Consider the following 16,075-nt stretch of genomic DNA (forward strand, 5'->3'; position numbering starts at 1 on the left):
GAATCCCCCTTTATGAAAAATCATTATTTTCCTAATACTTTTTCAGCTTCTTTTTGTGCCCACATAGCTGTTTTTTGTGGAGTCCAGTCATTTGCAAACATATAATTAATAGCTTTTCCTATAACAAAATTTGCACTCAATTTGCTCATATCAGTTATAACCTTACCATCAATAAATTCAAATCTTTCAACAGAATCCAAAGCGGCAACAATTTCTGCGATTTTTGCTTTTCCATATCTTTTCAAAACTGAATTATCTAAGAAAGCATCACTTTCAGCAACAGATTTTCTTGTTGGATTCATCCCGCCTGGTGCCATATGTACCCAATATACATAATTCTTATCTGACATTAAAAATTTAACAAATTTTTCAGCTTCATCTTTATTAGCATTTTTTGTTATACCTAATGCAACAACCTGCCCATAAGATGTAGGTCTTGTGTTTATCATTTTATTAGCAAAACCTGTATTTTTTACTAATTGAGGATTAAACTTATTTATTCTTCCTTTTTGAACCTCTTCAACAGCAATATCATCCATAATATATGTTGAATAGAAAATCATAGCAGTTTCTCCATTTAAATATCCCTTTAAAGCATCTAAAACAGTTGTGAATCCAGGTTTTGAATATTTTCCTAATTCTTTGTAGAATCTAAAAGCTTCAATCATTTCAGGAGTATTAAATGTAATGTTCCCGTTTTCATCAATAGGTCTTGCGCCATTTGCTAATGCAACTTCTGTGAATACTTGTTCGGCATAAGCATCAGCCTTTTTAGGTAAGATTATACCATAAACCCCTTTTGCAGGGTTATTTAATACTTTTGCAGCTAATGCAATATTATACCAAGTTACAGGATCTCCGAGATCTTGAGATGCAAACATATCTTTTCTATACCATATACCTTGAACCCAAGCGTGAAATGGAATGCCATAATACTTTCCTTTGCCGTTGCTTAACAATCTTGCAGCACCATCATAAATATCGCCAAAGTCCATAATAATTTTTGTTGCTAAATCTTCATCTAAGAAGTTTTGAGAACCTAATAATAATAATGGTTCAATTCCTCCTTCTACAATATCAGGCAATGTGCCAGCGTTTTTTGCAATAGGAATTTGTTTTAACATATCATTTTCTTCTACTGGGATAACTTCCACGTCAATACCAGTTTGTGCTTTGAAAATAGTTGCTAATGCCCTAATTCTCTGCATTCTGTTCGATTCTACTTGTGTTGTCCAAAATGTAATTTTCCCAAAAACAGTAGATATCAATACCAATACCAGCATGAATACAAAAAGCTTTTTCATAAAAATACCCCCTTTTAGAGAATTATTTTTTTTTAAAACAAATTAAAAAGAAAATTTTCTTTTTAATTATACAACAAAAAAAATTTTTTATCAATTATAAAATGGAGCGGTTATTAATAATTAAATATCATTTGTAGTTGTTATATGCTATTAAGTGAAAAAATCTAATAAAATTAATTAAATATTTTTTATATAGATAAAAAAATAAAGCCTCAAATTGAGGCTTATAAAAACTTCAAAAATTTCATTCGGTTGAAATAGAAGCATTATAAAGGTTCTCTATTATTTCCATTATTAAATCTTTTTTTGCGATTTTCAATATCCATAATTTAGGGAGGTTACTGTATCCATAATATGATCCAGCTAATTGCCCTATTATAGCCCCAATTGTATCAGTATCTCCCTTAAAATTAATAGCAGTTAAAACAGCATCCTTAAAATTATTGGTATTATAAAATGCCCATAATGCTATTTCTAAAGAATCCAAAGAAGCAGATGATGATCTTATTTGTTCTTTTGATTTGTATTTAATATCAACAACTCTTAATCTTACGTCATATACCAAATCCATTTTCTTATGAATTTCATTCATTAAAAATTTTTTATTTTCGCCATTAATAGCCTGTTGAATAATTCCACCAAGTAATTTGCAGGAGTGGATTGAATAAATATTATTATGTGTGGTATAAGAACTTTGTCCAGAATAATATATAGCGTCTTTAAATGAATTTTTAAAAAACATGGGAATAGGAGCTAATCTTGCTAAAGATTTATTTGAATCGATATTTGTAATATCAGCAAATTTGGTATATTTTTCATAATATATTAATGCATCCATTGTTTGGTTATCTATGCCAAAAGCTTTATCTTTAGAAGATAAATATCCGTCATCAATCCATTTTAGGTATTTTTTTATTTGGCTGTCTAAATCAAATCCATCTTCAATTAAACTTTCAGCGAGACATAAAGCCATTGAGGCAGAATCTGTCCACTCTCCAATGTTTAAACCATAAATACCGCCCTTTGAAAAGTCTGTTATTTTTTCTACATTCAAGTTTTTATAGGGAGCACCTAAAGCATTTCCTACAATTAAACCAAATAATGCGCCTATAAATCTATCCTTAGTTTTATCCATAACATTGCCCCCTTTCAAAGATTATTTAATTTAATTATAACATATTATATGTTATAATATATAAAAATTGAATATTTGGGAGGGAGAAATATGGAATGGGTATATATTAAAGATATGAAAAAATATATAGGCCAGAAAGTAGAGTTTAAAGGGTGGTTATGGAACAAAAGAGCAAGTGGAAAAATAGCCTTTTTACAGTTAAGGGATGGTACGGGGTTTGTTCAAGGTGTTGTTGAAAAAAACACTTTAGGAGAAGAAAAATATGCTCAGGTGAAAAAATTAAAAATGGAAAGTTCTTTAATAGTTAAAGGAGTTGTTGTAGAAGATCAAAGATCGCCTGTTGGTTTTGAGTTACATATAGAAGATGTTGAGATAGTACATAATCCAACAGAAGATTATCCAATTTCAAAAAAAGAGCATGGTATTGATTTTTTAATGGAACATAGACATTTGTGGTTAAGGTCAAGAAGACAGTTTCATATATTAAAAATCAGGCATGAAATAATTAAAGCCATAAGAGAATTTTATAATAATAATGGGTTTGTTTTAATAGATACACCAATATTTACAGGTTCAATTGGCGAGAGTGCAGGTAATACATTTGAAATAGAATATTTTGATTATGGAAAGGTTTATTTAGCTCAAACGGGTCAATTATATCTAGAAGCAGCAGCAATGGCTTTGGGAAAGGTATATAACTTAGGGCCTACATTTAGAGCTGAAAAGTCAAAAACAAGAAGACATTTAATAGAATTTTGGATGAATGAAGCAGAGGTAGCATATTACACGCACGAAGATAATATGAAATTACAGGAAAATTTGGTGTCTTACGTTGTAAAAAAAGTTTTAGAAAATGCATCGGAAAATTTAAAAGCTCTTGATAGAGATATTTCAAAATTAGAAAAAATAGAAGCACCATTCCCAAGAATTACATATACAGATGCTATAAAATTATTGAATAAAAAAGGTTCGGATATAAGATGGGGTGAAGACTTAGGAGCGGATGATGAAACGTTGATTTCTGAAGAATTTGATAGACCTGTTATTATTGAAAAGTATCCAAAATCAGTAAAAGCATTTTATATGCAGCCAGATCCTGAAAATCCTGATGTTGTTTTATGTGATGATATGATTGCTCCAGAAGGTTATGGTGAAATTATTGGAGCATCAGAAAGAATCTGGCAAGAAGAAGTGCTTTTAGAAAGATTAAAAGAAAATAATTTGCCAATTGAAGAATATCAATGGTATCTTGATTTAAGAAAATATGGATCAGTCCCTCATAGTGGTTTTGGTTTAGGAATTGAAAGAACAGTTGCTTGGATTTGTGGTTTAAAGCATATAAGGGAAGCAATACCTTTTGCAAGGACATTATATAGAGTTTATCCTTAAGAAAAGAGCTGATTTTCAGCTCTTTTTCATTTACATTTTATTTACTTTAATAATCTTTTGTTTACTTGACATCTAGATGATTTATATGTTAGAATACGAAAAAATATAAATAGAATGAAAAAATATATTCGGGTGATATTATGAGATTAAGTAATAATTTAAAAAGATTATATAAAGTACATATGATGATGATGTGGCATACCGGTCTTCTTTTTAAGAAGATTAATGCCACTCTGTTTTTGTGCTGAGTGGAATTAATTGAGAAGGCCGGTTATGAAAATAACCGGCCTTATTTTTTTATAAAAATTCTTGGAGGTGATATTATGAAAAAGTTTTTATTTGTGGTTTTATTGTTAATTTTAGTTATTTTTATTGGTTGTACAAAAGAAGAAAAGGTATTGAAAATTGGTGCAACAGCTGTTCCACACGCAGAAATCCTTGAGTTTATTAAAGATGACTTTGAAAAAGAAAGCGGATATAAATTAGAGATTGTAGTTTTTAATGATTATGTTCAGCCGAATATAGCATTAGAAGAAGAACAGATCGATGCAAATTATTTTCAACATGTACCTTATTTAGAGGAGTTTTCAAAAAGCAAAGGATATAAAGATTTAATATCAATTGCAAAAATCCATGTTGAACCTATGGGGTTTTATTCAAAAAAATCAATAAAAGAATTTAAATCAGGCGATAAAGTGGTAATTCCGAATGATGCAACAAATGAAGGAAGGGCATTGTTGTTATTACAGGAGAATGGATTAATAAAATTAAAGGATACGAATTCTTTAAAAGTTACTATTAATGATATTGAAGAAAATAAATATAATTTGGATTTCGTTGAATTAGATGCAGCATATTTGCCAAGGACATATAAAGAAGATACCTCTGTAATTGGTGCGGTAATAAATACAAATTATGCAATAGAAAATGGATTAAACCCACTAAAAGATGCAATATTTATAGAAAATGCTAATTCACCATATGCAAATATTATAGCAGTAAAAGAAAAAAATAAAGATAATAAAGAAATTCAACTTTTAATTAAATTATTACAATCAAAAAAAGTTAAGGATTTTATTTTAGAAAAATATAAAGGTGCTGTTGTACCAACCTTTTAAGGAGAGTGAATGAATTGTTAGAAGTGAAAAATTTAAATCTTATATATGATGGAGAAAATCATGTATTAAAGAATATAACTTTTAAATTAGAAAAAGGAGAAATATTAGGAATTATAGGACTTTCCGGTGCCGGAAAGTCTTCTCTATTAAGAGCTTTGAATTTACTTGAAAGACCTCATGGCGAAATATTATTTGATAATATTAATTTAACCCAATTATCAAGAAAAGATTTAAGGAAATTTAGAAAAAAAATAGGAGTGGCTTTTCAACATTACAATTTATTATCAAGAAAAACTGTTTTTGAAAATATTTCATTGCCTTTAATCTTAAATAAAGAAAATGAAATAGAAGAAAAAGTATCTAATATTATAAAAAAAGTTGGTCTTGAACATAGGAAAAACGCATTTCCGGCACATTTGTCAGGTGGCGAAAAACAGAGAGTTTCAATTGCAAGGGCAATTGTTTCTAATCCTGATATTTTATTTTTGGATGAACCAACATCTGCGCTTGATCCAAAAACTACAGAAAAAATTCTTGAATTAATATTAAAAATTAATCAAGATATGAAAATTTCAACAATTATAGTAACACATGAAATGGATGTAATAAAGAGAATTTGTGATAAAATTTTGTATTTAAAAAATGGAAGTGTTCATTATTTTGGTGAAGTATATAGATTTTTTTCTGAATTTGAAAAGGAATTAAATGAAGAGTTTTATAAAGATATTAATTATGATTATAGCAAGTTGAAATTTAAAAATGGAGAAATAATAAAGGTTATTTTTTATGGAGAAAATGTTGGAAAACCAATTTTAAACGAAATTTCTAAAAAATATGATATTACTTTCAATATTTTATATGGTAAAATAGAAGATTTTAAAAATGCACCATTTGGAAAATTAATTATAGAAATAGAAGGAGAAAAAACAAATGAATTTATAAATGAATTAAAAAAACATGTTTATGCTTTGGAGGTGTTAATGCTTTGAACATTATAAATGAATTAGTTAAGGCAACATTAGAAACATTATATATGACATTTTTTTCGGGTTTTTTAAGCGTTATTTTTGGAATACCTTTAGGAATAATATTATACTTAACATCTATCAGCCAACTTAAAATATCAAAGATTATATATAGAATTTTTGATGTTGTTATTAATATATTTCGATCTATACCCTTTATTATATTAATTGTATTAGTTATACCTTTAACAAAGTTAATAGCAGGAACAATAATAGGTCCTAAATCAGCAATAGTATCTTTAACGATTGCCGCAATACCTTTTATGGCAAGATTAAGTGAAAGTACTTTTAATTCATTATCGAAAGAAATGATTGATACTGCACATACATTAGGAATGAATAATTTTGAATTTATAGTGAAGATTCTTATCCCTGAAATGTTACCAAAAATTGTTTCTAATATAACTTTGTTACTAATAAACCTTGTAAATTATACAGCTATAGCAGGTGCGGTTGGAGCAGGAGGATTAGGTGCAATGGCTATAAATTATGGATATCAAAGATTTAGATTTGATATTTTAATGTATGATTTAATTATTTTAATTTTAATTACGCAAGTAATACAGTTTGTAGGAATGAAGATAGAAAATATAATAGATATAAAATAATTGCGAAAAAATAGAAAAAGATCTTTTCCTATTTTATGAATATCGTGTTCTTATTTTTTATCTAAATATTTAATTTTATTTATAGTGACTCTCCCCCATGTAAAAGTAATTATCGAAGAAGCAGCATTTCCAGTAACAATCCCCCACCAAACACCGATTAGTCCGAAATTTAATGCGAATACATACAGCCATGAAAAAAACACCTGCATAATAAGCGTTCTATAAATAGAGGCAACAAAACTTTTAATCCCCTGCCCAATACCTTGAAACATTGATGAAGTGAACATACCAAAAGGAACACCTGGAAGGAATAAACTCATAACTTTTAAAGCTATAACTAAGTCATTATAAATAACAGAAGAACCTTTAGAATATGTAAATAATTTTGCGATTTGTGGTGAAAAGACAAAAATAATAGTCATTACAAAAAAACTTATAATTTCTCCGAATTTTATGGAGAATAAATGTGCATCTGACAATTTTTTACTATTTTTTTGTCCGTAAGCAGCACCTGTTACTGAAGTTACGGCCATTGCAATCCCTATTAATGGAACAGTTCCGAAATTTATTATTCTCCATGAACTGGTAAAAACAGCAACTCCTAAATCTCCACCTGCTTTAACAGCAAATATATTTAAAACAAATATAGCAACAGACATAGAGATTTGAGATAATGAAGCAGGTATGCCAACCTTTAAAATATCTTTTAATATTTTTGAGTCGTATTTATAATCTTTAAAAGTAATTGTTAAATATGTATCTTTTTTTATAAACATCCAATATATAATTAAAAGTGTGGAAATACCAAAAGAAATAACTGTAGCATAAGCAGCACCTTTTATTCCCAATTTAAATCCGTATATAAATAATGGATCAAGTCCTATATTTAATAAAGAGCCAGCAGCGATAGCATACATAGCTTTTTTAGCATCACCCTCACCTCTCAATATTCCATTTGCTGTATTATTGAAAATTAAAAGTGGTGAAAAAAATATTAAAATATATGCATAATCAAGAGATAATTGTAGGGTCTTCTTACTTGTGCCAAGAGAGGTCAAAATAGATCTTATAGAAGTTAAAAATACTATTGTTGTAATTACCCCTATAATTATGGATAAAAAAATAGAAATTATAGCTGCAGAATCTGCACCACTTTTATCTTTTTCACCTATTTTTCTTGATATTGCAGAACTTGCACCAACTCCAAGTCCAGATGCCAACGAAATTACAATCATAAATATTGGGAAATATAACCCTATTGCTGCTAGGGCATTTGAACCAAGTCCGGCAACCCAAATACTATCAATTAAATTGTATAGTGTTTGTACCAACATTGCTAGAATCAAAGGGATTGAAAGTTTTATAATAGCTTTTTTAGGATCACCTTTTAGTAATATAGTTCCTTTTGTATCTTTTTCCATAAAATGCCTCCAAATTTATTTTCAAAAATGGCTAATTACAATTATATCATAACCAACATTAATTATTAAATAAAATTATCTCAAAAATAATTGTTTTAAAATAAATATATGATATAATATTATGAATTGGATTGTCTGGAGGTATTATATGAATGATAGAATTTTAGATCCCGCTGAAAAGAATGAAGAAAATACAATTATAAATCTTAGACCACAGTATTTAAAAGAATATATTGGTCAGGAAAAGGTAAAAGAAAAATTAAAAATTAGTATAGATGCGGCAAAAAAAAGAAAAGAGCCACTTGATCATATTTTATTAGCAGGACCGCCCGGTTTAGGTAAAACGACCTTGGCTAATGTTATTGCAAATGAAATGGGAGCAAATATTCAAGTAACAAGTGGACCAGTTTTAGAAAGAGCAGGAGATTTAGCAGCTATTTTAACTAATTTGCAAAATGGAGATGTTTTGTTTATAGATGAAATTCATCGAATAAATAGATCAGTTGAAGAAATTTTATATTCCGCAATGGAAGATTTTCAATTGGATATTGTTATAGGAAAAGGTCCTGGAGCGAGGTCTATTAGAATAGATTTAAATCATTTTACATTAATAGGAGCAACAACAAGAACAGGATTAATAGCAGCACCTTTAAGAAGTAGATTTGGAATAATAATGGAAATGAATTTTTATCCACCAGAAGAATTGAAAAAGATTATCATTAGAAGTGCCAAAATACTTAATGTAGAAATAACTGAAGAAGCAGCTTTATTAATAGCAGAGCGATCACGCGGAACGCCAAGAATTGCAAATAGATTATTGAAAAGAGTTAGAGACTATGCTCAAATAAATAATGAGGGTTTAATAGACATAAATTCAGTTAATAAAACGATGACATTGCTTGAAATAGATCATGAAGGATTAGATGAAATGGATAGAAGAATATTAAAAACCATAATAGAATTTTATAAAGGTGGTCCAGTTGGATTAAAGGCTTTAGCAGCATCGCTTGGTATTGAATCTGATAGTATAAGTGAAGTTTATGAACCGTATTTGCTTCAAAAAGGATTTCTGGTTAGAACTCATAGAGGTAGAATGGTTACAGAAAAAGCATTAAAACATTTAGGAATTGCAAGAGATAATAAAAACTTATTTTCATTATGGGGGAATTAAAATGAGTTTTATTACAGAAAATCTAAAAAATATCACAGAAAATATAAAAAAACATTCAAATAGCGTAAATAGAAATTATAATGATATTTTACTAATAGCAGTTTCTAAAACATTTCCAGTTGAATACATAAAAGAATTATATGAATTTGGAATTAAAAACTTTGGTGAAAATAAAGCTCAGGAATTAAGAAAAAAAGCTGAAGAGTTAAAAGATTATGATATTAAATGGCATTTTATAGGCAGAATACAAACAAATAAGATTAAATATATAGTTCCAATATCTGAATATATTCATTCCGTTTTTAGAGAAAAAGAAATAGTTGAAATAGATAAAATAGCTAAAAAACACAGTAAAATTCAAAAAATTTTGATCGAAATAAATGTATCCGGAGAGGAAACAAAAGGCGGAATTGAACCTAATGAGTTAAATGAACTTTTAAAACAAGCAGAAAAATATGAAAATGTTAAAGTAGTTGGTTTAATGACAATGGCGCCATATACAAATGATGAAAACGAAATTAAAAAGGTATTTTTAGGATTAAAAGAGTTGAGGGATAAATATGTAAAAGATTATCCTGATTTAAGAGAATTATCTATGGGGATGAGTAATGATTATCTTATAGCAATAGAATCCGGTTCAACTATGTTAAGAATTGGATCACTTATATTTGGCAAAAGAAATTATAATATAGGAGGTTGATAACATTGTTTATATTAGCCAATTTGTTTTATGCAATAGCTGTTGTATTAAGAATTACAATTAATTTTTTTCAAATTTCATTGATTATATCAGCAATATTTAGTTTTATTTCTTTTAATTATCATCACCCAATAAGACATTTTTTTGACTCAATTGCAGAAATAGTTGAAAGACCCATTAGAAGATATTTTAACTTTACGTTTGGTATGGTTGATTTCACACCATTTGTTGCGATATTATTATTAATCTTATTAGATAATTTTCTTGTTAATTCATTGTTTGACCTCGCAAGAGTGTTGAGGTGATACCTGTGAAAGCGATATTATTTTTTAATCCATTGAAAGCAAGAAAAGAAGATGTTCAGGAACAATTTTTTGATATTTTTCATAATAATGATATTGAAATATTAAAAATTATGCCAGCGGGATCAGCATTAGCTGATAATTCTTTGTATCAAGAAGCAGATATTTTTATTGTTTTGGGCGGAGATGGAACAGTATTAAGAGTAGCAGAATTATCAGCAGAAAATTCTATTCCTATTGTAGGAATTAATTTAGGAACATTAGGATTTTTAACTGCATATGATAGTACAGAAATTGAGCAGGCTGCAAAAGATATAGCATCAAATAATTTGCATTATTCAGATCGTTTCTTATTGGAATGCTATGTAGGAGGAAAAAAATTAATCTCTTTAAATGATATAACAGTACAAAAAAGTCAACCTATAGGGACTGTTGATCTTGAAATATTAATCAAAGGAGAAAGCGTTTTGAATTATGCAGGTGATGGTGTGATTCTTTCCACACCCACAGGTTCTACAGGATATGCATTATCTATGGGAGGACCAATTATTGAACCATCTTTAGATTTAATAACAATAAACCCTTTAGCTTCACATTCCCTAAATATAAGACCACTTGTTGTTTCTTCAAATAATTATATTGAAATTATCATTCATCATATTGATGCAGGAAATGCTTATGTAACTGTTGATGGAGATATTGTACATAGAATTGAAGCGGGTATGGCTGTAGTAGTATCTTCTTCTGAAAAAAAGGTTACTTTAGCTCAGAAAAATGATTATTCATTCTTTAAAGTTCTAAATAATAAATTAGGATTTGGAAGGAGAATAATATGATAGAATTATTATCAGAAGAAACCAAAAAGCAGGTAATTTCTTATCATAATGAGATATTAAAAATGGGACGTCTTGTTCAAGGAATGTTTTTAAAATTTAAAGATGCTTTTTTTGAAAAAAATGTAGATTTGTCAAGAGAAATAATTAAACAAGATATGAGAGTGGATTTTATTGAGGCCAGGTTAGAATATAAGTCAATGGAAATATTGGCTATTAATAATTTATATGGAATATATTTTAAAATTGTTTTTTTGGGAAATAAAATAATAGGAATTTTAGAAAGTATGGCAGATTTATGCGAAACTATGGCAAAAAATAATATAGATCTATTATCTTATCCTAATTCTATAAATCCTTATCAATTTGAAGATTTATTTGATATATCACAAAATATGCTTGGTGAATCTTTAAGGTTATTTTCAAATATAGTTGAAAATAGAGATTTATATATGGAAAAAGATGCAATAGAACTTGCAAAGATCATATGTAAAACTGACATTGAAGTAGATAGTTTATATAATGCTTTCAAAAGAAATCTTATGGGGAAAGTCACAAAGGATAATTTTAAGTCTATTATGGCAAACATAGAAATATTATCAAATTTAGAAAAATTTTCAGACTTGACAACAAACATAGCAGAATATTCTATTTTTATACTTACAGGAGACAGGTATAAATGTAATAAAGAAGGGTTTGATATTTTCTATTCTCTGGGGGAGTAATTAATGCAAAAATTGATAAAATATATATCTAAAGAATTTATATCTCCATTTTTTATGGGATTAATTGGTTTTATAGTTTTTGTTAGTGTAGAATTATTATATCAGCTTTCTGATATAATAGTTAGAAATAAGGTAGGAATTGATAAGCTCTTTATTTTAATTGCATATCATATACCATATTTTTTGGTTATGGGTATTCCAGTTGGAATACTTTTTTCTATATTCTGGGTACTGTCTAGGTTATCCAATGATAATGAAATAATAGCTCTTCAATCCCTTGGGATTCCATCGAAAAGAATAGTCATACCTTTTATCTTTTTGGCTATTATTTTGTCCTTTTTAACCTTTTCTTTATATGACACAATTGTTCCTAAATCAAATATGAAGGCCAAAGAGGCCATTTCAAAATATGTTTATAAAAATGTAGAAGCTAATATTGAAATGAATAAATTTGTAGAAGTGGAAAAAAATAAAAAATATTTATATGTGAGAAAAATAGATAAAGATTCTGGAATTTTATACGGCCTTTTATTATATGAAGTTGATTATTCAAAAACTACAGTTTTTCATGCTGAAAAAGCCTTTAAAGATAAAGACAAATGGTATATGGAAAATGGTCGTATTTTTAGATTAACAGATGATGGTTTATTGAAATTAGATATAACATTTAAAAAATTGGAATTGGATATTTCAAAAAATGTAGAAGAGTATTTAAGGTTTTCTAAAAGTCCAAATGATATGACAACAAGGGAATTAAAGCATAAGATAGAAATCACCCAAAAACTAGGAGGAGATGCATCAGCGTTAATTGTAGGATATCAAGAAAAGTTTTCAAATTCCTTTGCACCTATTGTAATATCTCTATTGGGGGTAGCATTGTCTTTATTTATAAACCTCAGAAGCAAGTCCTGGAGTGTTATATCAACATTTGTTTTAGTAGTTTTATACCAAGGGTCAGGAGCTTGGTTAAGTGCTTTGGGTAAAGAAAGAATCCTAAATCCATATCTCGCACCGTGGATACCAAATATTATATTTGGTATTGTTGGAATAATATTATTTGTTTTATTAGATACGAGAGCAGCTTATAAATTAATAGAGCCTTTGAAAAGAGTATTTGGAACAATTATTATATTGATATTGTTAAGTTCTCAGGGGTTTTCAGAAAAAGTATATATTGAGTCACCTAATATAACTATAGAAGGGACAAAAATTACTTTTGAAGGTAGCACAATTATTAATTATAAAGATTCTATAATAAAGGCTCAAAAAGGTTTTGGAGAGTTGAATGATGAAAATAAGATAATAAAGGCAAGTCTTTTTGGAAATGTAACATATATTCAGGATAAAAGAACTATCGAAGCGTCTTCTATGGAAATAAACTTTGAGAGTAAAGATGTTGTTTTAAATAATACATATTCAATAGAATCTTTTAAAAATAAGAATAAAAAGACGGTTAAACTTAGAGTATGGTCTGGAATATCAGAAAAAAAAACTGATGAAGATGTAGTATTTTCCAAAAAAGTAAAATTGACAACATGTAAAGAATGCCCTACATATTATTTTAAAGCATCACATGTTACGATATACCCAGAACAATTTTTAGTAGCTCGTGATGTAATATTAGAATTTTTTGGTATCCCGGTATTTTATTTCCCTTTTTATTTTCAAAGTTTATCTGGAGAGAAAGAAGCTCCTTTTATTGCGGCCTTTGCTTTTAAAGAGGATACAATTACTATTTCAGTAAAAATAAATCATACTTTTGCAAATAATTCATCACTATCTTTTTTTCAAGAATATGCTAGAAACGTAAAGGAAGACAAATTATCACAGTCAATGAGTTATACATATACTATACCTTTCATTTTAGGAACATTGGCAATATCAAATAGTATTAAAGATAATTCCTTTTCAGATTTAAGATTATCACTATCGAAAAAACTAGAACTTTTAAATTTTTCTTCTTCATTGTCACATAGTTTTTCTTCAAATACAGATTCTTTTTCTATCAATATAAAAGATATAAAAACAGGTTTAGGTAAATTTTCTCTTTCTTCATCTTTTTTGTGGAAAGATAGAAATATTACTAGTGTAAAGTTTTTGAATTTATCTACACCATCATTAACTAAGAAATATAAAAAAACATTTTTTAAAATTAATTCGACAAGAATAAATATCACAGGTCCAGCAACAAAACTATTTGAGTCCTGGAAAGAAAAAACCGTATCTATAAATACATCATTTGATTCCCAAATATTTAACGGAAATAAAAAAAACACCATAAAGATTAGTTATTCGAGTTTATATCAAAAAGATGAGCTGAAAAATTTTAATTTATATATTAAAAATGATATTACAGATAATTATAAACCATTAAAATATAATAAAGATATCTTTTTTCTTGATAGTTCTATAACGCCACAATTGAAATTTGCTTTTAGAAATAGTTATCCAAATAAAATATATAATTATTATGCATATGGATTAAAAGCTAATTTTAAGACGAAACTTTCAATATTTCAATACGGGATTTCTGATTATCAATATTACAGGGTTTTAGTAAATGAACCCAAATGGGTCTCTAATCCAGCAACACATACAAATAAATTAACAGACTTTATGGGTACGGAATTCAACCTAAAAATTTTTGATGTAAAGAATTTTTTTGATTTAAGATATAACAGAACGTTTGATTTCATGCAAGAAAAGGCTGAAGATCGATTTATAACACATTTTTTAACTTCAAAATATACATTAAATTATAATAAATTGAGTTTTGAAAATAATACCAGAACAGATTTAGAAAAAGAAAAAATTGACTTTATAAAAACAAAATTCAATGGTTTTATAAAATACGATATATTTAAACACAATTATCAATTTGATTATGATCATAAAAATGAAATAATGCCAATAACTGTGATTAATAATAAAAGTGAAATAATTTTTGGAAAAAACAAAATAGAAATAAATTATGATTATTATTTAAAAAAAGAAACATTTAAAGAAAGTATTCCGCAAATAAAGTCTAAATACTTATTTTATGATTCAAATGGTGGAAGATATGAGGGAAATTTAAATTTTTTTAATGAGTATAAAAATATACATTATGACCTTAAATATAAATCCAAAGGAGCAAAACAGTCATTAATATTAAATCTTGATTATGATATTGAAAATGAATATTTAAAAACAGGAATTGGATATAATACATCAACAAAATATGATTGGGCAAAGATATCCTTTATATATGATATAAAAAATAATGTTTGGAATTTTACACAATTTGAATTGAATAAACGTCTTATATGTTGGTCTTTATATTTTAAAGGTGATTTGAAATTATTGCCTAAATTTTCATTAAAAAGTTTTGAATTTAAATTCTTTATTACAGATATACCAGAAAAATCCGTTGGTTATACAGAAGAAAAAGGTGTTGATATTAACCTGTTTTAAGAAAATTTGAGGGAGGAAAATAATATGTCGAAAGTTGAAGATTTAGAATTAATAGGGGATAAAATAAAAAATTGTGATAGTTGTTCATTAAGTTTATCGCGAACAAATGTGGTAATTGGAGAAGGATCCCCTGACTCACCAATAATGTTAGTAGGTGAGGGACCAGGTGCAAACGAAGATTTACAAGGAAGGCCGTTTGTTGGAAGAGCTGGCAATTTGCTTGATAAACTATTAAAAGAAATTGCAAAAATAGAAAGAGAAAATCTGTATATAACAAATGTAGTGAAATGCAGACCACCAAAAAATAGAGTTCCTACGACAGAAGAAATGGAAAAATGTAGTCATTTTTTAATGGCACAAATAACAGTGATAAAACCAAAAATTATTGTAGCATTAGGTTCAACAGCTTTGAATTTCTTTTTAAAACAGGTTGTTCCTATAACAAAACATAGAGGAAGATTTAAAGAATGGTATGGTGGAATATACATATTTCCCACCTTTCATCCGAGTTATTTATTAAGGAATAGAAGTGAGAAAGAAGGGTCTCCACTTTTTTATGCAAAATTAGATATGCAAGCTATTGGATATATGTACCATCAATTAAAATCAAAACCAAATATAAATTTAAAAAGTCTTATTGAAAAAACAGAAAAAGGTATTATAGATGCAGAAAATAGAATAAAAGGTTAAAAAATAACTCCAGAGTTTTTCTGGAGTTATTTTTTTTCAACTTTTTTATCTCAAGTATATAGAATTTTTAAACTTAGAAAGTAAATATTATACATAAAGAATATTAAGAACAAATAGTTAAAGTTGAAGTCTAAACAAGAGTGTAATGAAGTACTAAATATATATATAGATAAAAATTTATTATTTTAATAAATAGAAGAG

14 protein-coding genes are annotated in these 16,075 nt (G+C 27.5%); 11 read left to right on the forward strand and 3 right to left on the reverse strand.

Features of this window, described 5'->3' with window-relative positions; translation table 11 throughout:
* Positions 1–23: 23 nt before the first annotated feature.
* Both BUA62_RS01490 and BUA62_RS01495 read right to left on the reverse strand, forming a co-directional pair.
* Positions 24–1,304, reverse strand: a complete 1,281-nt coding sequence (locus BUA62_RS01490) for an ABC transporter substrate-binding protein (RefSeq protein ID WP_072862707.1) — start codon at positions 1,302–1,304, stop codon at positions 24–26.
* Positions 1,305–1,548: 244 nt separating this feature from the next.
* Positions 1,549–2,439 (reverse strand): ADP-ribosylglycohydrolase family protein, encoded by an 891-nt coding sequence (locus BUA62_RS01495; protein WP_072862709.1) that lies wholly within the window; start codon positions 2,437–2,439, stop codon positions 1,549–1,551.
* A 90-nt stretch (positions 2,440–2,529) separates the two neighbouring features.
* Here BUA62_RS01495 and asnS point away from each other — a divergent pair, with 90 nt between their 5' ends.
* The 4 genes from asnS (at position 2,530) to BUA62_RS01515 (ending at position 6,579) form a co-directional block, all read left to right on the forward strand.
* Positions 2,530–3,828 (forward strand): asparagine--tRNA ligase, encoded by a 1,299-nt coding sequence (asnS, locus tag BUA62_RS01500; protein WP_072862711.1) that lies wholly within the window; start codon positions 2,530–2,532, stop codon positions 3,826–3,828.
* Between the two features lie 323 nt (positions 3,829–4,151).
* The gene (locus tag BUA62_RS01505) at positions 4,152–4,946 is read left to right on the forward strand and encodes a MetQ/NlpA family ABC transporter substrate-binding protein (RefSeq protein WP_072862713.1); all 795 of its coding nucleotides are present in this window, start codon (positions 4,152–4,154) and stop codon (positions 4,944–4,946) included.
* A 23-nt stretch (positions 4,947–4,969) separates the two neighbouring features.
* Positions 4,970–5,935 (forward strand): methionine ABC transporter ATP-binding protein, encoded by a 966-nt coding sequence (locus tag BUA62_RS01510; protein ID WP_234970267.1) that lies wholly within the window; start codon positions 4,970–4,972, stop codon positions 5,933–5,935.
* A complete protein-coding gene (locus tag BUA62_RS01515; RefSeq protein ID WP_084670649.1) occupies positions 5,932–6,579 on the forward strand; it encodes a methionine ABC transporter permease in 648 nt (215 codons plus the stop codon). Before BUA62_RS01510 ends, BUA62_RS01515 begins: the two co-directional genes overlap by 4 nt.
* Positions 6,580–6,629: 50 nt before the next feature.
* On the opposite strand, the gene BUA62_RS01520 is transcribed toward BUA62_RS01515, so the two are convergent.
* Positions 6,630–8,000 carry an MATE family efflux transporter gene (locus BUA62_RS01520; RefSeq protein WP_072862717.1) on the reverse strand — a complete coding sequence of 457 codons (1,371 nt, stop codon included), beginning with the start codon at positions 7,998–8,000 and terminating at the stop codon, positions 6,630–6,632.
* A 148-nt stretch (positions 8,001–8,148) separates the two neighbouring features.
* Between BUA62_RS01520 and ruvB the strand changes: the two genes are divergently transcribed.
* Genes ruvB through BUA62_RS01555 form a run of 7 tightly spaced genes read left to right on the forward strand, consistent with a single transcriptional unit; the run spans position 8,149 to position 15,874 of the window.
* Positions 8,149–9,171 (forward strand): Holliday junction branch migration DNA helicase RuvB, encoded by a 1,023-nt coding sequence (gene ruvB, locus BUA62_RS01525; RefSeq protein WP_072862719.1) that lies wholly within the window; start codon positions 8,149–8,151, stop codon positions 9,169–9,171.
* 1 nt (position 9,172) lies between these two features.
* The gene (locus BUA62_RS01530; protein ID WP_072862721.1) at positions 9,173–9,871 is read left to right on the forward strand and encodes a YggS family pyridoxal phosphate-dependent enzyme; all 699 of its coding nucleotides are present in this window, start codon (positions 9,173–9,175) and stop codon (positions 9,869–9,871) included.
* 5 nt (positions 9,872–9,876) lie between these two features.
* Positions 9,877–10,176, forward strand: a complete 300-nt coding sequence (locus tag BUA62_RS01535) for a YggT family protein (protein WP_072862723.1) — start codon at positions 9,877–9,879, stop codon at positions 10,174–10,176.
* A 5-nt stretch (positions 10,177–10,181) separates the two neighbouring features.
* Positions 10,182–11,009 carry an NAD(+)/NADH kinase gene (locus tag BUA62_RS01540; RefSeq protein WP_072862726.1) on the forward strand — a complete coding sequence of 276 codons (828 nt, stop codon included), beginning with the start codon at positions 10,182–10,184 and terminating at the stop codon, positions 11,007–11,009.
* Entirely contained in the window at positions 11,006–11,731 is a 726-nt protein-coding gene (locus tag BUA62_RS01545; protein ID WP_072862728.1) for a phosphate signaling complex PhoU family protein, read from the forward strand. Before BUA62_RS01540 ends, BUA62_RS01545 begins: the two co-directional genes overlap by 4 nt.
* A 3-nt stretch (positions 11,732–11,734) precedes the next feature.
* Entirely contained in the window at positions 11,735–15,184 is a 3,450-nt protein-coding gene (locus BUA62_RS01550) for an LptF/LptG family permease (RefSeq protein WP_072862730.1), read from the forward strand.
* Between the two features lie 24 nt (positions 15,185–15,208).
* Positions 15,209–15,874 (forward strand): uracil-DNA glycosylase, encoded by a 666-nt coding sequence (locus tag BUA62_RS01555; RefSeq protein ID WP_072862732.1) that lies wholly within the window; start codon positions 15,209–15,211, stop codon positions 15,872–15,874.
* Positions 15,875–16,075: the final 201 nt, after the last annotated feature.

Source organism: Marinitoga hydrogenitolerans DSM 16785, assembly GCF_900129175.1.
GTDB lineage: Bacteria > Thermotogota > Thermotogae > Petrotogales > Petrotogaceae > Marinitoga > Marinitoga hydrogenitolerans.

Excerpts from the sequence above, each read along its gene's own strand:
- BUA62_RS01505 (WP_072862713.1), top strand. The coding sequence starts at position 4,152 with ATGAAAAAGTTTTTATTTGTGGTTTTATTGTTAATTTTAGTTATTTTT.
- BUA62_RS01550 (WP_072862730.1), top strand. The coding sequence starts at position 11,735 with ATGCAAAAATTGATAAAATATATATCTAAAGAATTTATATCTCCATTT.
- BUA62_RS01530 (WP_072862721.1), top strand. The coding sequence starts at position 9,173 with ATGAGTTTTATTACAGAAAATCTAAAAAATATCACAGAAAATATAAAA.
- asnS (WP_072862711.1), top strand. The coding sequence starts at position 2,530 with ATGGAATGGGTATATATTAAAGATATGAAAAAATATATAGGCCAGAAA.
- BUA62_RS01490 (WP_072862707.1), bottom strand. The coding sequence starts at position 1,304 with ATGAAAAAGCTTTTTGTATTCATGCTGGTATTGGTATTGATATCTACT.
- BUA62_RS01545 (WP_072862728.1), top strand. The coding sequence starts at position 11,006 with ATGATAGAATTATTATCAGAAGAAACCAAAAAGCAGGTAATTTCTTAT.
- BUA62_RS01495 (WP_072862709.1), bottom strand. The coding sequence starts at position 2,439 with ATGGATAAAACTAAGGATAGATTTATAGGCGCATTATTTGGTTTAATT.
- BUA62_RS01555 (WP_072862732.1), top strand. The coding sequence starts at position 15,209 with ATGTCGAAAGTTGAAGATTTAGAATTAATAGGGGATAAAATAAAAAAT.
- ruvB (WP_072862719.1), top strand. The coding sequence starts at position 8,149 with ATGAATGATAGAATTTTAGATCCCGCTGAAAAGAATGAAGAAAATACA.
- BUA62_RS01520 (WP_072862717.1), bottom strand. The coding sequence starts at position 8,000 with ATGGAAAAAGATACAAAAGGAACTATATTACTAAAAGGTGATCCTAAA.